A 20,229-nucleotide genomic window follows, 5' to 3' on the forward strand; every position below is an offset into this window, starting at 1 on the left:
TGCAAGGTCCGCAAGAAAATGACCACCGCCCCCGGCCTCCTGATCTCCGCCCCTTCTTCCGGCACCGGCAAGACCACGGTCATGCTCGGCCTCTTACGTGCGCTGGCCGAAGACGGGCTCGCGGTCCAGCCCTTCAAATCCGGTCCGGACTATATCGATCCCGCCTTTCACCGCGCCGCAGCGCACCGGCCGGCCTTCAACATCGACACCTGGGCCATGCACGAAGACCTGATCGGCGGGATCTCACAGCAATCATCAGGCGCTGACATCATCATTGCCGAAGGCTCCATGGGCCTGTTTGACGGCGTGGCCACACGCGGCGAAAGCGGCTTTGGCTCTTCGGCGGAAACCACTCTGAAAATGGGCTGGCCGGTCGTGCTAGTGATTGATGTCGGCGGTCAGGCGCAATCCGCAGCCGCCACGGCGCTCGGTTTCAAATCCTACAACCCCGATCTGCCCTTTGCCGGGGTGATCCTCAACCGCTGCGCTTCACCGCGCCACGAGCGGCTGGCCCGCCTCGGCATGGATCAGGCCGGGATCAACGTGCTCGGGGTGCTGCCCCGGCGTGGCGACCTGACCCTGCCAGAGCGCCATCTCGGTCTCATTCAGGCGGTCGAGCACCCCGATCTCGAACAGGCGATCCGGGGCTATGCCGCCTTCCTGCGAGAACATGTCGATATCGACGCGATCAAGGCTGCGGCCAAGGCGGGCCCCGCCGCGACCGGCACCCTGCCCAAGCCCCCGGCCCAACGCATCGCACTGGCCCAGGACGCGGCCTTTTCCTTCACCTATCCACATGTCCTGACCGGATGGCGCAACGCCGGCGCAGAAATTCTGCCCTTCTCGCCGCTGGCCAATGAAGCCCCCGCTCCAAACGCCGATCTCGTCTGGCTTCCCGGAGGCTATCCTGAGCTCCATGCAGGCACCCTTGCTGCCAACACCGCCTACCTCGAAGGACTGCGCACTCACGCTCAGACCAAGCCCGTACATGGCGAGTGCGGTGGCTACATGGCGTTGGGAGAAGCCCTGATCGACAAGGACGGCACCCGTCACCAGATGGCCGGGCTACTCGGCCTTGTAACGTCTTACGAAAAGCGCAAGTTCCACCTTGGCTATCGGCAGGCCACGCTACTGGCCCCCATGCCCGGCTTTGCCGGTGGCGCCCGGCTCCGAGGTCACGAATTCCACTACTCCACCATCCTGGAGGAACCCGACGCGCCCCTGGCGCAGGTGGGCGATGCAGACGGAAACCCGGTTCCCGAAACCGGCTCCGTACGCGGCCTCACCACCGGTACCTTCTTCCACCTGATAGCAGAGGCAAGCGCATGAGCGGATTTGTCAGTTTCGTCGGCTCCGGCCCCGGCGACCCGGAACTATTGACACTCAAGGCCGTTGACCGTTTGAAAAAGGCCGACGCCATCCTGTTTGACGACCTTTCTTCGGGGCCGATCCTCGAATACGCGTCCCCCGAGGCCGATCTTGTCGGTGTCGGCAAACGCGCCGGTCGCCCCTCGCCAAAGCAGGACCATGTCAGCCAGCTTCTCGTCGACTATGCCAAGGCGGGTGGCCATGTCGTACGCCTGAAATCCGGGGACAGCGGCATTTTCGGGCGACTCGAGGAAGAGATCGACGCCCTGCGCGCCGCCGGAATCAACTTTGAAATCATCCCCGGCGTCACTTCGGCCTGCGCTGCCGCCGCAGCAGCGCAAATCCCGCTCACCCGCCGCCTCGTTGCGCGCCGGGTCCAGTTTGTCACCGGCCATGATGTCGCCGGAGCCCTGCCCGGAGACCTGCACCTGCAATCCCTCGCCGATCCCGGTGCCACCACCGTCCTGTTCATGCCCAAACGAACTTTTCCGGCTCTTGCAGAGAAGCTCTTTGCCACGGGCCTGCGCCGCGACTGCCCTGCGCTCCTTGCTGAAAATGTCAGCCACCCTGACCAGACCCTGCAGCGCAGCACGATGGAGGAACTGGCCACCCAGCTCTCGGAAACCATCTCGAACGCGCCGGGCCTGATCCTGTTCGGGGAACTGGCCGAAAGCACCTGACCTTTCACCGTCCCGCAAATACGTCTCCCGGAGGCACTTCAATGCGCACCCTCTCTCTCGTCGGCATCGGATCGGGCAACCCCGACCATCTCACCCTGCAAGCCATCCGCATGCTGGAAGGCGCCGACCTGATCCTGTTGCCGCGCAAGGGAGACGAGAAAACCGAACTGGCCGATCTTCGCAGGATGATTGCGAACGACATTCTCAAAACGACGCCAAAGACTGTCGAATTCGACTATCCCGTGCGCGACGCCAATACGCCAAAGTACCTCGACGGGGTAAACACCTGGCATGACGCGCTGGCCGAAATCTGGAGCGCGCTGATCCGCGAACATGCTCCCGGTGACGGCCATGTGGCACTCATGGTCTGGGGCGACCCCTCGCTCTACGATTCCACGCTGCGCATCGCCGATCGCTTGCGTGCTCGCGGGCTGACCTTTGACGTGTCTGTTGTACCGGGCATCACATCACTGCAAATGCTCACCGCCGCCCACGCCATCCCGCTCAACACGCTCGCTGGTGCCGTACAGATCACCACCGGGCGCAACCTGCGCATGCTGGGCTGGCCGTCTGACGCCGCTACAGTGGCCGTCATGCTTGATGGCGACTGCGCCTTTCAGACCCTCCCCGCAAATGACATCCATATCTGGTGGGGAGCATATGTCGGTATGCCCCAGCAAATTCTTCTCCAAGGCCCGCTGCAAGATGTCGCCGAAACGATTGTCGAGACCCGCGCCAAGGCCCGCTCCGAGCATGGCTGGATCATGGATATCTACCTGATGCGCAGCAACTGACCTGCTGAACTGGCGTCCGATTCGCATGAACGACACGGTCTAGCGTGCTGAATTCAGGCACTTTCGATCCATTTTTGATGCGAATAGGCGTCATGACGTGGAAAATTCACGGCATTATCGTGTCAATTTCGAATAAACAAGCTTTCGCCCATTTCTCGACGCATTCCTTTAGCAGCCTTTAACCTGCACTGGCCCGAAGACCCTTCGGTCCGGTGTGTGTGTAAAGGTTCAGTTCTATGTTGATCCGCAGAATGAACAGCCAATGAAAGGGCTGACGATATGAAAATTCTGGCCGTCGACGATGACGAAAACATCCGCGAGCTGCTCACCGAAGCAGTCGCCGCCAAGACGTCACACACGATCATGACCGCCCCATCGGGCCCCGAAGCGATCCGTATCATGGCCCGTGAAGAAACACCGTTTGACTGCTTTCTTCTCGACATTCAGATGCCGGTCATGGATGGCATCACGCTTTGTGGAAAGATCCGCAAGGTGAAAGGCTATTCCCGAACCCCCATCATCATGCTGACGGCGATGTCGCAGAAGAAATACATCGACGGTGCTTTTGCGGCCGGTGCCACGGACTACGTCACCAAACCATTCGATTTTCTCGAACTATTCAGCCGTATCAGCGTCGCCGACAAGCTGTCCAAAGAACAGGCGCGTGTCAGTGACAGCATCTCAGAGATGTCCGCCCTCAAGCGCGACCTGATCACCAACACGGCCCACAGCCTGAATGAACCAGTCGAACTCACTGGCGTAACCCAGGTCGTCGGCTATGTGGCTTTCGAAAACTACATCATGCAACTGTCGCGCGGCTCCTTGCTGCGCGCGTCGGTCTTCGCGGTGAAAATCGCCGCTGTCGAACGCCTTTTTTCAAACGTGAGCCATATCGCCTTCCGCCAGATCCTCACCGACATCGCCAGCGAAACCGTCTCGGTCCTGGGCGACAACAACGCCATGGCAACGTACCGTGGAAATGGCGTGTTCCTGTGCATCGTGCCGCGGATCCGTGATTTCTCGCACACCAAATTCGAGGTCGATCTCAACAGCCGCCTTGAATACGTGCCCTCGCTGCATGTGGAAAACCAACACGTCAAGATTTGCGTCGGCGAACCCGTCGCCATGCGATCGCTTACACGCGCAGGTGCCCTGTTTTCGCTGCAGAAAGCGTCGGCCAATGCCGAACAGCGCGTGAAAAACCAACGCGAGGTATTGGCCATGCTGCGCAAGTCCATGCGCGTGCGTCCCCGCTCTGGTTTCCAGAGCGAAATGGAACGCCGCGCCTATGAAGTGCTGCTTCAGGACGCGCTTCAAGAGGACGATACGCCCAATCAGGGCGCGAAGGCGTTCAGCTGACGCCGACCTTTCATAAAACAAAAAACAAAAGCGGCGCTCGATGGTGCCGCTTTTTTCATTAGTGATGCGTGTGATCGAGATCCATCAGCGCCACCTGCACTCGGGCCCCGTCCATCTCCATGACCGGGCCCGCTGGTTCCGCCAGCAACCCCAGTCGTCCAATCCAGCGCGACCAGACTGCGGGGACCAACCCCAGCACCTTCTTGGCCCCGAGTTCACGCGCTGTTTCGATCAACTGGTTCATCAATTGCGCCTGAACTTTGGTGCGCATCTTGGCTGGTACGGTGTTGGAAATGAATACGCGGCTCGATTCCCAGATATCCGGATCAACTGGCGCCTCGAAATACAACAGGTTCGACGGTATCGACTCCAGCATTCCCTTCTGCGCATCGCGGATCATATAAGAGTACATACCGCATTTTGCCGTGGTTGGCGTGAGACGAATCCCCGCCAGAACCTCTCCATTCTCATGCACAGCGATCCAACGGCTCGCGGGCGTATCATACTGGTCATACTCCATGCCCTCGGCCTCGGGCAGGTCCCAGTTGTTCTGAACAATGAAACTCTGTCGGCGCGCCTTGAGAAGCTTGACTAGAAGCTCGCCATGGTTGTGCATGTTTTCAAAGGACAGGGTCGTCGTCAGCATATCCCCATCTCTCCTCAAGTATCAGGTTTCGTCCGAACCGCAGGCGTTACCGACATCTCCGATCCCGGGTTAGCCGAAATCGGGCACATTTTCACGAGACAATTCAGGATTACCCGGTGCACCTGTGTGCAGACAAGCCCGAGCGTGTTTGCCACGATCCCTACGCTTCGAATGCCATCTCGACAGGCGGCAGATCGCCCCCTGAGCATTCCGAACATCGCATTCGAAAACCGAAAACCAACACTATGCCTCAACGTTTTTCTTTTAGTAGAGACACATAACAGCCGTTCTTTCCACCCAAAAAAGTCCAAATTGACGCGACGGAGCACTGACTGTGGCAGAAACACCCCGAAAATTTTCCCGTTATACGGTAGTTGAGCTGTAATTCGCCCCAATTGGCGAGCCCCGGAACAGAGTATGGCACCCAGTTTCGTGGAATTACCCAGACCTGACCACGAATTCGCCACCTTGCCTCGGCAGTCTCGAACCTGACCCGGTCCGCAGTCGGACCCAAAGATGATCGCTGCCAAGAGGATGCCATGACACCATATTTCATGACTTTTCACGTCAAGGGTGAGCTTGCCGGAACCCTGTTCCTGCGAGAGCCAGAACCCCGCCTTCTGATCGATCTGTCCCCTGCCCCGACCACAGGTGCCAAGGCGCCGGGACACGCCTATCCCGAACGGGTCTGTTTCACGTTGCGCAGTTCCGAACTCATCACGCGGTTCCGGGACGAAATGCGCCCCGGTGATGTTGTCGAAGCGACTGGAACCTTCTCTCAGTCCGGCTACATCCCGCACAAGACAAGCCATATCGACACAACGTTCATGATGCTCGACTTTACCCGCGCCACACGCAGGCTGCCTGACCTGAGCCATTCAGGACGCACCTATCACATGCCCGAACTTGTCTGGATGCACTGAACGGCTTATCGAAATCATACCGAAACACGACCACGCTTCGGCCATAATCCCATGTTGATATACGCGAAATTCACATAAGCGGGGCAAAAGGCCCCTCCCACACCGGTAGACGCAGAATGCACACTGACTATTCCAAAGGCCATTCCAATGCCCACCCTGTCAGACGGGCATTGAAGCGCTTGTCGTCTATCGTTTTTCACACCGGCAAGCCCACCGTGGAAAAAGCCCACCGCCTGGAAAAACAGGTCCATGATTTTGCCAGCGGCGGCTTGGCCCTGTTCTGGCAGCGTCAGGGCATCTATTTCGGCGCCGCTTTGCTGTGCGGGTTCTACTACAGCCTGCCAGTCGCAGGCTTTTGCTACCTTCTGTGCCAACTGGCGGACATCTTTGACAGCGCCGTATCTCTCAAGGTCGTCAACAGAAAAGATCACTCCTTTCGCCATACGCGCCGCCTGTTGGCGGCGCTATTCGCGTCCAACACGTTTAGTTCGCTGGCCGTGGCGATCTTTACCTTGCTCGTGGCCGAGCTTGAGGGTCCGGCCGAGCACTTTACATCGCTGTTCTTCCTTTTTGCCGCCGGGCTTTTCGCAGCTGTGAACAACCATCAGCTGCCACAGGTCCTGGCTGTCCGGCTGGTCATCTACGGTGCGCTCTTCATCTATATCCCCGCGCACGATATCTGGAACCATGGTCCCAGTTACGGCTCCAAGATGTGGCTGCATTTTGCCACCGCCATCTTCGTGCTCTATTTCGTGTTGGAATGCTCGATGATCTTCCTGCGTCTCTACCAGCGCGCTCTTGACCAGTTGGAAGAACTGCGCGCAGAACGCGACAAGGCCCGCGATGCCTACGAGGTCAAATCCCAGTTCGTTTCGGTGGTAAGCCACGAATTGCGCACGCCCCTGACCTCGATCAACGGCGCTCTGGGTCTTCTGCGCGACACCGATCTGACCGGCAACCCGCAAAGCGCGGCCCGCATGATCGACATCGCGCACAAAAACAGCCAGCGCCTGAGCAAGCTGATCAATGACTTGCTGGATATCCAGAAAATGGAATCCAGCAAGATGACCTACGATTTCGCACCACTGGAACTGAGCGACCTGCTGGACGACGCGGTACAGTCCAACTCTCCTTATGGTGACAAGTTCGACGTCCGCCTGTCCATCACCCGCACTGATCCGGGTCTGCATGTCATGGCCGACCGGGAACGCCTGATGCAGGTTCTCGACAACCTGCTGTCCAACGCAATCAAGTTTTCCTCACCCGGTTCCGAAGTCCAAATCAGCACAAGCCGGGAGGGTGATCTGGCCATTCTCGAAGTCCGTGACTTTGGCATCGGCATTCCAGAAAACTCTCGCGACGCCGTTTTTGGCAAGTTCACCCAGGTCGATGGTTCGGATAAGCGAGACCATGACGGCACCGGGCTGGGCATGTCGATCGCAGAACAGATTGTCACGGACCACAACGCCCATATTGACTACGACAGCATACCCGGCAAAGGCACCCGTTTTTACATAGAGTTCCCCCTCATTAAAGGGCCAGGCAAATGATGCATTTCCCCGACTCCCAAACCAACAACGGTCACTTCCCGTCAAGTCACATGGACAAGTTCGCCAAGTTGCGTGTCCAGTTCCTGTCCGGTTTGCCCGCACGCGAGGCCGAATTGGAAGATTTGACCGCAATACTTCTGACGCGCGGGGACTGTCCCAAGACACTCGACCTGTTGCATACGGCCATCCATAAACTGGCGGGGATATGCGCCACCTACGGCTTGACAGATGCTGGGAACCAGGCGGCGCAGGCCGAAGCGGTCATCGTATCCAGACGCAGCACACGCCTGTGCGAAGAGGCGCTGTACGATATCCTTCTGGCAACGGATCTGGTGGCAGAGGAACTGCGCCGCGCGGTGGGCGAAGACTAAGCGTCACACCGACGACGCGGCAATCGCGCGAATCTGGTCCGGCAAAGCAATGGGGTCGAACGGTTTCTGTATCGTCCCTACCGCTTCCTGCTTGAGAACTTCCTCGTATTCCGTCGCCACGTCCTTTGCTGTCATGAAGATCGCCGGGGTGTTTCTGAAAGCCTCGATTTCTCGTAGAGCCGCCAGCGTCTCAATCCCCGTCATGCCCGGCATCATCATGTCGAGCAGGAGCACGTCCGGCGCAAAGCTCTCCGCCTGTGCCAGCGCCACTTCTCCGTTTTCACATTGCAAGAGTTCAAACCCGCCGAAATCAACCAATGCCATCTTGGCGATTTCCCGGATGTCCGGGTCATCCTCCACGTGCAGGATTTTTCGATGTTCGCTCATGTCGGCCCCGTGCAATTGTTGCCTGCACCCTAGTCACGCCCCGAACGGGCGCGAAAGAGTAGATTTGTGTCACGCTGACCTCAATGAGAGTCAGCCCCGGAAGACCAGCCCTTACATGCGGCAGACTTCCGGAACTCAACTTTTACACGAAATTGATATGGTGATACAGCGGCAATTCGCGAATCCGCTGTCCCGTGGCTGCAAAGATCGCATTGGCAAGGGCCGGTGCCGCCGGCGGCACTGGTGGTTCGCCAATTCCGCGCACTGTATCGCCGTTCTCCAGCCCCCGTACCTCGATCTCGGGACATTGATAAAGCCGCATCCCTTCGAAGCTGTCATAGTTGCGCTGTTCGGCCATACCATCGGCATAGGTGATCTCGCAATTGATTGCATGACCAAGGCCAAAGACAACGCCCCCCTGAACAAGGTTTTCGAAATTGACAGGGTCAATCACCGTGCCGACCTCTGCCGCAACCCAGACCTTGTCAATACGAATGCCCGCATCCGTGGCGCTGACCTCGATCACTTCCGCCGTAGGCACGCCGAAACTCTCGACAAAGGCAACTCCGCGCCCCTTTCCCGCCGCCAGCGGGCTACCCCAGTCTGACATCTCAGCCACTGCCTCAAGCACTTTGCGGCTTACCTCATGCTGCATCAGGCGAATACGTTCCTCCATCGGGTCCGCTCCGGCGGCATGGATCAGTTCGTCCAGCGCGCAATCGAAGAAGAACCCGCCCGCCGAGGCACCAACCGAGCGCCATGACGACACCGGCGCCAATTCCTCCACGCGGTAGGCCCGCATGCGGAAATGCGGCAGGCCATAGGGGTTGTTCCACGCACCCGCGGCAATCTGGCTGTCCGGCCCCGGCACCGGCAACCCGGCCCGCCCCATCTGCGACGTTGTCACCGACGGCATTGCGACCTGCAGGTCCAGCGCCTCGACCTTACCGTCGCGCACTGCGCCACGCGCCCTTGCCATGCCCGGATGACGTGGGAAATCATGCGCGAAATCTTCCTCGCGCGAATACGTCAGCTTGACCGGCGTGCCGCGCATTTTGCTGGCAATCTCGGCCGCCTGCTTGACATGCTCGAACTCGAGCCGGTGGCCAAAGCTTCCACCCATGTAGTGATTGATGAAATTGACCTGCTCGGCATCATGCCCTGTGATCGCGCCAACCAGTTGCTGCAGCAGGCGCGGAAACTGGTGACCCGTCCACACCGTTACGCCGTCTTCTTCCACCAGTACGGTCGCGTTCAATGGCTCCAGCGGCGCATGTGCCACATATGGCACGCGGTATTCGGCCTCGACCTCCGCGCCGGAACTCAGAGCTGCATCCACATCCCCCTCATCGCGCCAGGTCTTGTCCAGCTTGTCCTCAGAAAACGAAGCTTCGATCGCCGCCCAATGCCCGTCCTGCTCGGACGGATATGGCGCCTTGCCCCAATCGCATTCAACCGCCTCGGCGGCCCTAATCGCCCGCCAGGTGTTGTCCGCAATCACCGCGATACCGCCGGTCACTTCGACCACATCTTTCACGCCCCGCATGCTGCGCGCCTGAGACGCGTCAAAACTGTTCAATCCGCCGCCCTGGCGCGGATTGGTCTGCACCGCCGCCTTCACCGCGCCGGGAATTTCAACGTCGATTCCATAAATCTGTGTACCCGTGGACTTGGCCACGATATCAAGCCGCTGCGTCGGCTTGCCGATCAAGCGCCATTGGTCCGGCCTGCGCAACGTAACCTTCGTCACCGGTTCGATCCCGGCCGCAGCCCCGGCAAGCGACTGGTAGGACAGCTTGCGCCCATCCGGCAGGACCACATGGCCGGCTTCGGTTTTGAGCGCCGTGGTGTTGATCCCGGTTTCCTGTGCCGCTGCCGCCTTGAGCGTTTCCCGCGCAATGGCCCCGGCCCGCCGCAGCTTGTCAAAGCTGTCCGGCATCGAGGTCGATCCCCCGGTGCCTTGTAGCCCGATGAGTTTCATCACCCCGCCCATGACTCCGCGCATGGACTCGGCCACCATCCCAGTATCCGTGGCCATGAAGGGGACGCCCTCCTCGGCCATAGCGGTATTCCAATAGGCTTTGTCTGGCTTGCCGAAGCTGGTCTCGAACTGCCCCAGTTCAAGGTCCATTTCCTCGGCGATCAAAAGCGCCTGTGAATGGGCGACACCCTGCCCCTTGTCTCCATGCGGACCGATAAGCGTAATCTTTTCGCCGTCAATCACCACCCATGGGTTGAAGGTCGCCGCCCCGGCGGTCAGTCCATTCTCAAGCGGGTTCGCATAAGGTGTCTTGACCCGGTATACACCGAAAGCCACCCCCCCCAGAACAGCCGCTGACCCAATCAGGAACGACCGTCGTGCAATCTTGCCAACTTTTCCCATGGATCAGGCCCCCTGTGCCTTCTGCGCGGCAAGCTTTACCGCCGCGCGAATACGTGGATAGGTGCCGCAACGGCACAGGTTGCCCGACATGGCCTCGTCAATCTCGGCATCACTCGGCATCGGCGTCTGCTCAAGCAGAGCCGCCGCCTGCATCACCTGCCCTGACTGGCAATAGCCGCACTGCGCGACCTGCAACTCGATCCAGGCCTCCTGCACCGCGTGCAGCGCTCCGGGCTGACCCAGCCCCTGAATGGTCGTCACCGGCCCGTCCACGTCCGATACCCATGTCTGACAGGACCGGACCGCCTCGCCGTTGATATGAACGGTGCACGCTCCACAGGCCGCGATCCCGCAGCCGTATTTCACACCCTTGATGCCAAGTTCGTCCCGCAGCACCCACAAAAGCGGCATGTCCTCTTCGACATCCACTTCATGACGCTGACCATCCACGATCAATTCCAAATTGGCTCTCCCGTTCGCTGCGCTCTGGTTCTGAGATGAAACATAAGCAGGATTGGGCAAATTCAACTCGCAGATCGTGCCATAATACCTACAGATAGCGCCAAACGCAAAAAGGGGCGCCCACAGGAAATGCCTTCGGCGCCCCTTTTAACTCACTGGAATCAATTCCAGAACTTCATGGATCTCCCATCGAACACCAATGTCCCGCCTAGTGTCACCTTGGTGTCGTCCTGTCCAATCAGCGTGCCATGGCCATAGCGCCCAATTGCGTTGCTCGCGCTCAACTCCAGGCTCAATGGTGACCGTGGCACGTGATAGCGCAGGCCCGCAGCCCACACAGTCTCGTCCGCATCCCCTGCAACCGGTGTCACCTCGGCAATCGCGTTCAACCCGTTCGCCACTTCGAAATTCACCCCCAGACCAAAGCCGAAAAACTCGTTCTGGCCCCAGGCTGAAACCTTGGGCTCGGCCATGAAGGCCAGCCGGCTCGATGATTTGTAGGACATCGGCAACCCGGCATAGAATGTGCCATTCAGGTTGGCGCTGGTATCCCGCCCCATCAGCAGTTTGACCGCCAGCGAGAACGGGCTGCCGTTGTTCTGGTCCATGAAGCGCGCGCTTCCCCCAACCAGCCAGACCGCGTCCGTGCTGGGCACCTTGGCGCCCGTCGTGCCGTCATCGGCGCGCTTCTCATAAGCCACCTCGACCTGGAAATCGTAATCGGGGCTGATCTTGAACCCACCGCCATAGCTACCCTGCGATCCGCCAAACCCGGTGACAGCAAAGGTGCCCGGCGTCATCGTGTCCGGTGAACTCAGCGTGAACCCGTCCAACTGCAGATCGGTCTGGCGCCGGGTCAGCGGCTCTCCCGACAACCCACGGTAATTGGGGCGGTATCCCGGCCCGGTGCCGGGCGTCCATGTCATCGTCGCGCCGATCAGCGTCGTATCGCCATCCGGGAAGAAGGTCAGTGCCCGCGTGGCCGGTGTCACGCCCATGCCATTGGTGGCAAAGAAATCCAATGCCGTCTTGGGCGACACGTTATAACGCGCACCCACTGTCCAGACGGGCTCCCGGTCCATCGCACCGGACTGGCGGATCGTATTGTTCCCGGTCACCGGCACCGTAACCGAGCCATAGGCGCTCCAGCGCAGAGACGGCTTCCAGTTCACTCCCGCCCCGATATAGCCAAGCGTGCCATAAAGCGGCACGCCTCCCATCTTGTCCGGCAGAAAAGACACCCCCGGCGTGACCGTGAACATCCACTGATCATTCGGCACATAGCTGATCGGCACGTTCAGCGCGCCGATTGCCCCCCGGAATTCATCGGCGGCGTTGCCGTTCAACCCTTCGAACAGGGCATGCTCGATCGACGCTTCCGCCGCAATTTTCCAGCTCCCGGTATCGACGAACTGATAGGCACCGCTCAGGGCCAGCACCTCCACCCGGATCGGGGGAATACTGCCGTTGATCGGTTTTGGCGGCGGATCCTGAAACAGCGAATAGGACAGTCCGGCCTGAAACCGATCGGCAATCCCGTATTGAAAACCACCGAAATAAAACTGGTTCCCGGTCCCGGTCGAATTTGTGTTGGTGCCCGGTATCGTGTGAAGCGCCCCGATCCACGTGTCCAAGGCGCCCTTGGGAAGAACAACGCCGGTGGGGAAGTTGAACTGGTGGCGATAGTGCTGCTCCAAGGGCGACTTCGCGACCGCACCGCTCCCGGCCCCATCAGCCCACCCCGGCGCGGCGACGCCGGTGGCTCCCACAAGGACGGCTGCAAGACTCAGGGCACGCCGGTCAAAACTCAAAACATCAGACATAATCATTCACTTCCTTCAAAGAGCCTTCGGGTCAGACCCGCGATGGCGCAATAATCGCCATTCCCTCCCGATCCCCCAAGCTTTAGCCCCATTTCCATCGTCGGGCCAGCCTGCGCGTCTGACCGAGGGGGATTTTTGTCACAAGTCCTGCCCGAAGCTTGCGCATGGAGCATTTGTGGGCAGCGAAGCATCCTTGAATGAGGCAAAGCCCGCAGCGACAGCGCGATCGTTAGCGCCACCGGGCGTCACGCCGCCACATTTAACGCTAACACCTTCATTCCTTGGTGATTTCGCCCTTTCCCCCCAACCACTGTTCACTATAGGAAACCCCCAAATCGAACACGCATCTGATATTGGTCAGGAGAACATCATGACTGTTACCGTTGGTATTAACGGATTCGGCCGGATTGGCCGCTGCACCCTCATGCACATCGCCGAAGCAGCGCGCGACGACGTCAAGGTCGTCAAGCTGAACGCTACCGGCCCTGTGGAAACCGCAGCCCACCTGATCCGCTATGACAGCGTCCATGGCCGCTTTGCCAACGAGGTGACGATCGGCGACGGCACCCTCGACGTGGGCCGCGGCCCGATCGAGATGTACTCGACCTATGACATGGACGAGTTGGACTGGGGCGGTGTCGACGTGGTGCTGGAATGCACCGGCAAATTCAACGATGGCGAAAAGGCTAAGAAACACCTGGAACGCGGCGCCAAGAAAGTGCTTCTGTCTGCTCCTGGCAAGAACGTGGACAAGACCATCGTCTTCGGTGTGAACGAGGAAACTCTGGAAGCCGGCGACACGATGATCTCGAACGGCTCCTGCACCACCAACTGCCTCGCACCGGTGGCCAAGGTTCTCAACAATGCCTTCGGCATCGAATCCGGGATCATGACCACGATCCACGCCTATACCGGCGACCAGCCGACGCTCGACCGCCGCCACAAGGACCTCTATCGCGCCCGTGCAGCAGCGATGTCGATGATCCCCACCTCGACCGGTGCCGCCAAGGCGCTTGGCGAAGTACTGCCCGAACTCAAAGGCAAACTCGACGGCTCGGCAATCCGTGTTCCCACACCGAACGTTTCAGCTGTGGACCTGACCTTCACCGCGGGCAAGGACGTGACCGAGGCCGACGTGAACGCAGTCATGGCCGAGGCCGCCGCCGGCCCGATGAAAGGCGTATTGGGCTATAACGAGGCGCCGCTGGTGTCGATCGACTTCAACCACACCACCGAAAGCTCCACCTTCGCAGCTGACCAGACCAAGGTCATCGGTGGCCGTCTCGTGCGTGTGCTGGCCTGGTATGACAACGAATGGGGCTTCTCGGCCCGCATGGCGGACGTAGCTGCACTGATGGGTCGCCTCTGAACCCATCCTCTCCACAACGCTTGCGCCCCCGGAGGCGGTCGGGCATATCTGTCCTGACTGACCACTATCCGGGGGCGCATTGCGTCATGACAAACCCTATCGCTGTTTTTCTGGCTGTCCTGATCCTCGCCGGGCTGGGCGCAGATCTTCTCCTGAATGACGGCGAAGCCACGATGGTGTTGGCCCGCAAGTTCTTTGACTTGATCGAATGGGTCGCCTTCTGGCGCTAGCCCTCCCGCCCTGGATGCATCGCAGCAGGCTGCTCGATCCCGCTTGGGCGCGGCTCAGCACGCTGAGCCTGTGGGGCGCTGCCCCGCCCCGCGCAGAATGCGCGGGACTCCCCGGGGTATTTGAAACCATTGAGAAAACAAGACGCCTTCCTGCTTCTCAATGGTCAAAAATACCCATGCGCGACCGGTCAGCTCTTGAGACGATAGCCGGTTCTGATCATCCGCCAGGCCAAAGCCGACACGACAAGTGTGACCCCGGCAACAACGCTCAGACCAAGAACTGGATCGCTGTCGGATACACCGATCACGCCAAAGCGCGCGCCATCAATCAGGTAGAAGATCGGGTTCACCCGGGTAAGCACCTGCAGCCCGCCGGGAAGCGCTGAAACCGAATAGAAAGTGCCCGACAGGAAGGCGAGCGGGGTGACGATGAAGTTGGTGATCGCCGCCATCTGGTCGAACTTGTTGGCGAAGATCCCTGCGACGATTCCCACGCTCCCCATCAATGCACCGCCGAGCGTCACGAATGTCAGCGCCCACACGGGATGCGCCACACCGATTCCCAGCACAAGCACGAGCCCAATCGTGATCCCCAGAGCAATCACCACGCCGCGCGCCACAGCGCCAGCAAGATAACCAACCACGATTTCCATCGGGGAGAGCGGCGGCATCAGCGTATCCACGATATTTCCCTGGACCTTGGAAATCACGATTGAGGACGAAGTATTGGCGAAGGCGTTCTGAATGACCGTCATGGTCATGATCCCCGGTGCGAGGAACTCGATGAAGGGCACACCCATCACTGCCCCGCGTGACGGGCCAATAGCAATCGAGAAGATCAGCATGAACAGCCCGGCCGTCACCAGGGGCGCCAGAAGGGTCTGCGTCCACACCACCCAGAAGCGCAAGACTTCGCGCCTCATCAGCGTCCAAAGCCCCAACCAATTGACCCGGCCAAAGCGTCTGACACCCATATCGAGCTGATTCATCGTCTTCTCCTGTGCCTGAACACGGCTGAGGGTGATTCTCGGCCTTGTAACTCCGAATGGGGTGGCTAGAATAGGCCCCTGACCAAGAAATGCAGAGGCGGCCTGATGCGGGCCGCTTTTTAGCTGAGGAAACACGGATGTCCTGGACCGACGAGCGCGTAGAGCTTTTGAAGAAACTTTGGGGCGAAGGCCAGTCGGCCAGCCAGATCGCCAAGGAACTGGGTGGCGTGACCCGCAACGCGGTTATTGGCAAGGTGCACCGGCTTGGCCTGTCCAACCGAACCTCCGGCGGCGCCAAGGCCGAAGCCAAGCCCAAGGCAGAGGCCAAGCCCAAACCCGCGCCCGAACCCAAACCCGCGCCAAAACCCAAACCCGAGGCCGAGGCCAAACCCGAACCAAAAACCGAACCGGCGGTCGCCGCGCGTCCGGCGCAGCCGATGCGCAAGGCCATTATTCCTGCCGGTCAGCCCCTGCCGCCGCAGCCTTCGGCCAACGAGATCAGCCCCGAGGCTCTCGCCAAGGTCAACGAGGTTGAAAAGACGGCGAAGAAGCTGTCGCTGATGGAACTGACCGAACGCACCTGCAAATGGCCCGTGGGCGACCCGGCGACGCCGGATTTCTGGTTCTGCGGCCTCCCTGTGCAGGCGGGCAAACCCTATTGCGAAGCCCATGTCGGCGTCGCCTTCCAGCCGATGAGTGCACGCCGCGACCGCAAGCGCTGAGCGGCCCCGGGCCGCTCCCGAACAAATCCTGCAAACCCCGGGCGACGGCCCGGGGTTTTCCTTTGGATCACGCCTCGAACTGGGCGCGCACCTTTTCCGCGCGGGCAAAAAACGCATCGCGCACCTCTGCGGCAAACGGGTTCGCGGCCTCTATCGCATGCAGCACCGTGGGTGGATCATCCTTCACCATGGCAATCGCATCCCGCAACAGATCAAAGCTCGCCGTGGTCATCCGTTCCGGCAACGGTCCCAGGTCGCTCAGCACTTTGGCAATCAGGTGGGTCAGCCCCTGCACAGTTGCCGCGTCGCGATCATGGGCTTCGGGGGTCGTCACGATCACCTCCAACCCCAGCCGCCGCAGAAACGCCGCCACGACTCGCCACCGTGTGCCGCGCAGGGGACAGAGCGCAATCTTGCGCCCGGCAACGCCGCCCTGTGCGCTTTGCGGACCAAAGAGCGGATGCGTACCGATAATTTCCACGTCACGCGGCAGGTGCTCTTCCATGACCTGCATCGGACCAAGCTTGACCGATCCCACATCCAGCACCAGGGTCCCCGGGCGCAACATAGGCCCCAGCTTCTCACACAGATGCGCCATCCGCGCCACCGGCACGGCAAGCACCACCACGTCGCAAGCCGCGATCTCTTCCAGCTCCCCCATGGCAAAGGCGCGCCCGTCCTCAAGCACCGCGCCGACATAGGCCGGATCACTCACAACCAGATCGAAATGCGCGCCAAGCTCACGCGCCACAAGCTTGCCAAATGCGCCAAAGCCGACGAGGCCGAGCGACAGATTTTCGTGAACACCCATGACAGGGGCCCTTTCCTTGGGCCGCGCATCGCGGGATGTCGATTTGTCAATGTTTGCCTCTCATCAACCCCCGGTCAGGCGGCGGTTGAACATGATAAAAGCCCCGCCACTATGTGGTCAGGGGATAATACACAACAGAGATGAGGCGGTTCAGTGTCATGACCTGCTCATGCCATGCGCCAATGTGGTTCGTCAAGCCGGGAGCGGGTCACGCAGGTCTACCCAACGCACATAAAGTGCTGCCACAAGCGATATGGCCACACTCAAGAGCATGATCAGCAAAAGCGCCAATGCACCGTTCTCTGGCGTCAGCAGAGATCCCGCCATCCATGTCAGCACGGCGCCCCCGGCCACGCTCATCGCGCCCGACAGTCCCGAGGCACTGCCTGCCAGTTGCGGACGCACCGACATCACACCGCTGCCGGCCGCGGGCATGGTCAGCCCGTTGCCAAATCCCACGAACATCACGCAGCCCACGTAGCTCACCGGATGCACCAGCCCACTCAGAACCAACACAACCCCAAGACACAGCCCAAGGGTCGCAGCCAGCCGTCCGGCAAGCACGGTGACGAACAAAGGATGCCGCCGCGCCATGCGCCCAGACAGGAAACTGCCCAGCGCAAAGCCCATGGTGATCGCGCCAACCGTCACGCCAATCTGGGCCGTCGACAGGCCAAACACCATTGCCCCGACCAGCGCCGCCCCGGCGACGTAGACATAGAAAGCCCCTAGCGAGAAGGTGATACAGATCGCATACCCCCAGAATCGACGCGACCGGAACAGCTCCGGGTAGGTGCGGAACTGCGACAGAATTGTCTTCGAAGGCGAGCTATTGGTCTCGCCCAGATCGGCCCAGGCGAGGATGAACAACCCGGCCCCCGCCAACGCAAAAAACACGAAATTCGCCCGCCAGCCAAAGACCTGATCCAGCACCCCGCCCAGCATTGGCCCCGTCATGGGTGCCACCGCCATGGCCATCGAGATATAGCCCAGAAGGCTGGCCGCCTCACGCGCGTCGAACTGGTCGCGCACCATCGCCCGGCTGATCGCCATGGCACCGATCACGGTACCCTGCGCCATGCGAAAGCCCAGGAAAACCCGGATATCCTGAGCCAGCAGCGCCCCGACTGAGGCCAAAACGAAAATCGCCAATCCGACAAGAAGCACCGGGCGCCGTCCATACCTGTCCGACAACGGCCCCATGATCAGCTGCAACGCGGCCGTTACCGCGAGGTATCCCGCAATCGACAGGTTCGCGACGCCATAGGGCACATCAAAATCTTCGGCGATATGGGCCAGTGATGGCAGGAACATGTTGAGCGATACCACCGACATCGCGGTCAAAAGGACCAGCGTCGTCACATGCGGTGGGGTACGGGCGGCGGTTATCATGACGCCCTTTCTGTCACGGACCGGGCCCCTTGCCCAGTGCCGTCAAATCTTCCCGACTACTCCTGTCCCAGAAGTTTCAACAGCCCCTTCTTGGCCTCGTCCTCCAGCCGTTTCTTGACCGCGTCCTCGGTCGACTGGCCTTCCTCTTTCACGATGCCAAGCTCCTCTTCCACGCGCTTGGTCGCCTCTTCCTCAAGCGCCTTACGCTCTTCGGCAAGGTTCTGCTTGAGTACCGCGTCCATGTCAGGCGTGATCCGCGGGTTGTCCCAACGTCCCTCAACCTTGACCGGCACCGCCAGCCCCTTGCCGTCTTCCCGGCGCAGCTGCGGGGTCAGCGTGTAGTCGATACGTTGCTTGCCAAGCCCCACGCTGCCCTTGCCCCGCGCAATCACCCTGGGCAATTCCATCAGCAGGTCATCGTTTTTCATGACGCCCTTGTCGATGGTCCAACTTGCCGACATCTGGTCAAACACCGTCGTACCCCCCGTGGGATCGCCGCGAAACAGTTTGTCGAGGTCGATCCCCTCGATGGTTCCACGACCCACGGCCACGTTCCCGCTGCCCTGAAGGCTGTCCATGATCGCCTGCACCGAACCGCCCGCCCCAAGGAAATCCATTTTCATGTCCGCCTTGCCGGTAAACCGGTTCAATCCCGCTGTCGCCCCCAGAAGCCCCTTGAGCGCAATCTGGCGCACGCTCAGATCACCGCGTACGGAAAACCCGCTGCGCCCGTTGGCAACAAAGGTCCCCTGCACCGCGCCCTCGTAAGCCGCCAGTTCCTTGAGCGTGGCCACCGCCCGCGCATTGTCGATCTCCACCACGGCCCGTGTGCGGCCAATGTCGATCCCGCCCAGGTCAATTGCTTCGGCACCAAACACGACGCGACCATCCACCAGACCAAGCGCGCTGGCATCAATCGGCGCCTTCGACCACCCATCGGCGGGCGCCGTCGTACCGCTGTCCGCACCTCCTCCCATCATCGCATCAAGGTTCAGCTTCCCGGCAACGATATTGGCCGTCACCTTGGGCCGCTTGCCGCCAAGCGCCACATCCGCCTCGGCATTCACTGTGTTGCCCAAAGCGGTCACGATCCCCTTGCGCAGCGACAGGGTCTGCGCCCGCGTCAGCGTCACCTCCCCTTCCATGCGCGCACGCCCTGTCAATCCGGCCTCCAGCCCCAACGCCCGGAGAAACGCCGCCGAATCCAGCAGATCGGCGACGACGCGCCCCGCCGCCTCGGGCGCCATGCCGACACGCCCGTCAAAATCCACGCGCCCACCTGCGGCCTTGATCGTTGCGACAAGCGACGATACCGACCCCGCGAGCAGATCGTCCAGACGCCCGACCGTCGCCGCGACTTCCACATCCTTGCCCGCGGGCCGCGCCGTCACCGCGATCTCTGCCGGTTGGTCCACGCCGGGCCAACGCAAGTCCAGATCGAGATCCGCTACCTCGAAACGATCACCGCCATGATCGACATAACGCACCCGCGCCTTGCGGATGCTCAACAATTCCAGCGACACCTGCCGCGCAGGCCCGGCAGCCTTCGCACCTTCGTCGTCCGGAGCGTCGCCTGCGGGCACCAACGCCCAGTTCACTCGTCCATCCGCAGCCTTTTCCAGCAAAACGTCAGGCGCCACCGCCTCGATCCGGGTGATCCGGATATTGCCCGACAAGGCGCTCATCACATCCACCCCGATCGCCGCGCTCTCGGCCTGGAACATTGCGCCGCCAGTGGACCAGTCGGCGTTGCTGAGCGTCACCGGCCCAGTCGACACCCCCAGCACGGGATACCAGCTGATCCCGACCTCGCCCTCGAACACAAGATCCCGCCCGGTCATCGCCTTGACCTGATCGGCGGCCAGCCTGGCGATCTTCTCACCCGGCAACAGCATCACCAGCCCCACCAGCCCCAACGCCACGACAACAATGACCATGAAAAGAATACGGATCAGACGCATGGGCCCCTC

General features: G+C 60.6%; 19 protein-coding genes. 10 read left to right on the forward strand and 9 right to left on the reverse strand.

From position 1 onward, the window contains the following. The first annotated feature begins 18 nt into the window (after window positions 1-18). From ACS3QZ_RS07000 to ACS3QZ_RS07015, 4 genes are all read left to right on the forward strand, one after another. Entirely contained in the window at window positions 19-1,329 is a 1,311-nt protein-coding gene (locus ACS3QZ_RS07000) for a cobyrinic acid a,c-diamide synthase CobB (protein ID WP_456037186.1), read from the forward strand. Then, on the forward strand, window positions 1,326-2,048 hold the full coding sequence (gene cobA / locus ACS3QZ_RS07005; RefSeq protein ID WP_456037187.1) for a uroporphyrinogen-III C-methyltransferase: 723 nt from the start codon (window positions 1,326-1,328) through the stop codon (window positions 2,046-2,048). The genes ACS3QZ_RS07000 and cobA overlap by 4 nt, the downstream gene beginning before the upstream one ends. Before the next feature lie 41 nt (window positions 2,049-2,089). Beyond that, window positions 2,090-2,842: a precorrin-6A synthase (deacetylating) gene (gene cobF / locus ACS3QZ_RS07010; RefSeq protein WP_456037188.1), complete on the forward strand. Its 753-nt coding sequence runs from the start codon at window positions 2,090-2,092 to the stop codon at window positions 2,840-2,842. A 279-nt stretch (window positions 2,843-3,121) separates the two neighbouring features. After that, window positions 3,122-4,201, forward strand: coding sequence for a response regulator transcription factor (locus ACS3QZ_RS07015; RefSeq protein ID WP_093095026.1), 1,080 nt, complete (start codon window positions 3,122-3,124; stop codon window positions 4,199-4,201). Window positions 4,202-4,259: 58 nt separating this feature from the next. Here the strand turns inward: ACS3QZ_RS07015 and ACS3QZ_RS07020 are convergent, their stop codons facing one another. After that, window positions 4,260-4,847: an acyl-homoserine-lactone synthase gene (locus ACS3QZ_RS07020; protein ID WP_093095029.1), complete on the reverse strand. Its 588-nt coding sequence runs from the start codon at window positions 4,845-4,847 to the stop codon at window positions 4,260-4,262. Window positions 4,848-5,386: 539 nt separating this feature from the next. On the opposite strand from ACS3QZ_RS07020, the gene ACS3QZ_RS07025 reads away from it, so the two are divergent. From ACS3QZ_RS07025 to ACS3QZ_RS07035, 3 genes are all read left to right on the forward strand, one after another. Further along, entirely contained in the window at window positions 5,387-5,770 is a 384-nt protein-coding gene (locus ACS3QZ_RS07025; protein ID WP_456037189.1) for a hypothetical protein, read from the forward strand. Window positions 5,771-5,949: 179 nt separating this feature from the next. After that, window positions 5,950-7,320 (forward strand): sensor histidine kinase, encoded by a 1,371-nt coding sequence (locus ACS3QZ_RS07030; RefSeq protein WP_456037190.1) that lies wholly within the window; start codon window positions 5,950-5,952, stop codon window positions 7,318-7,320. Beyond that, on the forward strand, window positions 7,317-7,691 hold the full coding sequence (locus tag ACS3QZ_RS07035; protein ID WP_110680264.1) for an Hpt domain-containing protein: 375 nt from the start codon (window positions 7,317-7,319) through the stop codon (window positions 7,689-7,691). Before ACS3QZ_RS07030 ends, ACS3QZ_RS07035 begins: the two co-directional genes overlap by 4 nt. A gap of 3 nt (window positions 7,692-7,694) precedes the next feature. Here ACS3QZ_RS07035 and ACS3QZ_RS07040 read toward each other — a convergent pair whose 3' ends face one another. The 4 genes from ACS3QZ_RS07040 to ACS3QZ_RS07055 form a co-directional block, all read right to left on the reverse strand. Next, window positions 7,695-8,078, reverse strand: coding sequence for a response regulator (locus ACS3QZ_RS07040; protein ID WP_456037191.1), 384 nt, complete (start codon window positions 8,076-8,078; stop codon window positions 7,695-7,697). A 142-nt stretch (window positions 8,079-8,220) separates the two neighbouring features. Then, window positions 8,221-10,461 carry a xanthine dehydrogenase family protein molybdopterin-binding subunit gene (locus tag ACS3QZ_RS07045; RefSeq protein ID WP_456037192.1) on the reverse strand — a complete coding sequence of 747 codons (2,241 nt, stop codon included), beginning with the start codon at window positions 10,459-10,461 and terminating at the stop codon, window positions 8,221-8,223. 3 nt (window positions 10,462-10,464) lie between these two features. Continuing rightward, window positions 10,465-10,923 (reverse strand): (2Fe-2S)-binding protein, encoded by a 459-nt coding sequence (locus ACS3QZ_RS07050; RefSeq protein WP_456037193.1) that lies wholly within the window; start codon window positions 10,921-10,923, stop codon window positions 10,465-10,467. A 161-nt stretch (window positions 10,924-11,084) separates the two neighbouring features. Then, entirely contained in the window at window positions 11,085-12,746 is a 1,662-nt protein-coding gene (locus tag ACS3QZ_RS07055) for a hypothetical protein (RefSeq protein WP_456037194.1), read from the reverse strand. Window positions 12,747-13,116: 370 nt separating this feature from the next. Between ACS3QZ_RS07055 and gap the strand changes: the two genes are divergently transcribed. Continuing rightward, entirely contained in the window at window positions 13,117-14,115 is a 999-nt protein-coding gene (gene gap, locus ACS3QZ_RS07060) for a type I glyceraldehyde-3-phosphate dehydrogenase (RefSeq protein WP_093095047.1), read from the forward strand. Between the two features lie 86 nt (window positions 14,116-14,201). Next, window positions 14,202-14,345 (forward strand): hypothetical protein, encoded by a 144-nt coding sequence (locus tag ACS3QZ_RS07065; protein ID WP_093095050.1) that lies wholly within the window; start codon window positions 14,202-14,204, stop codon window positions 14,343-14,345. A 188-nt stretch (window positions 14,346-14,533) separates the two neighbouring features. Here ACS3QZ_RS07065 and ACS3QZ_RS07070 read toward each other — a convergent pair whose 3' ends face one another. Next, window positions 14,534-15,334: an ABC transporter permease gene (locus tag ACS3QZ_RS07070; protein ID WP_242654829.1), complete on the reverse strand. Its 801-nt coding sequence runs from the start codon at window positions 15,332-15,334 to the stop codon at window positions 14,534-14,536. A 137-nt stretch (window positions 15,335-15,471) separates the two neighbouring features. Between ACS3QZ_RS07070 and ACS3QZ_RS07075 the strand changes: the two genes are divergently transcribed. After that, a complete protein-coding gene (locus ACS3QZ_RS07075; RefSeq protein WP_456037195.1) occupies window positions 15,472-16,056 on the forward strand; it encodes a GcrA family cell cycle regulator in 585 nt (194 codons plus the stop codon). 67 nt (window positions 16,057-16,123) lie between these two features. Here ACS3QZ_RS07075 and ACS3QZ_RS07080 read toward each other — a convergent pair whose 3' ends face one another. The 3 genes from ACS3QZ_RS07080 to ACS3QZ_RS07090 all read right to left on the reverse strand — a co-directional run bounded on the left by ACS3QZ_RS07080 (window position 16,124) and on the right by ACS3QZ_RS07090 (window position 20,220). Further along, window positions 16,124-16,867 (reverse strand): prephenate dehydrogenase/arogenate dehydrogenase family protein, encoded by a 744-nt coding sequence (locus ACS3QZ_RS07080; protein WP_456037196.1) that lies wholly within the window; start codon window positions 16,865-16,867, stop codon window positions 16,124-16,126. A gap of 192 nt (window positions 16,868-17,059) precedes the next feature. Continuing rightward, window positions 17,060-18,259 (reverse strand): multidrug effflux MFS transporter, encoded by a 1,200-nt coding sequence (locus tag ACS3QZ_RS07085; RefSeq protein ID WP_456037197.1) that lies wholly within the window; start codon window positions 18,257-18,259, stop codon window positions 17,060-17,062. A 56-nt stretch (window positions 18,260-18,315) separates the two neighbouring features. Continuing rightward, entirely contained in the window at window positions 18,316-20,220 is a 1,905-nt protein-coding gene (locus tag ACS3QZ_RS07090; RefSeq protein ID WP_456037198.1) for an AsmA family protein, read from the reverse strand. Between the last annotated feature and the right edge of the window lie 9 nt (window positions 20,221-20,229).

The sequence above is a fragment of the Shimia sp. W99 genome, from assembly GCF_053851455.3.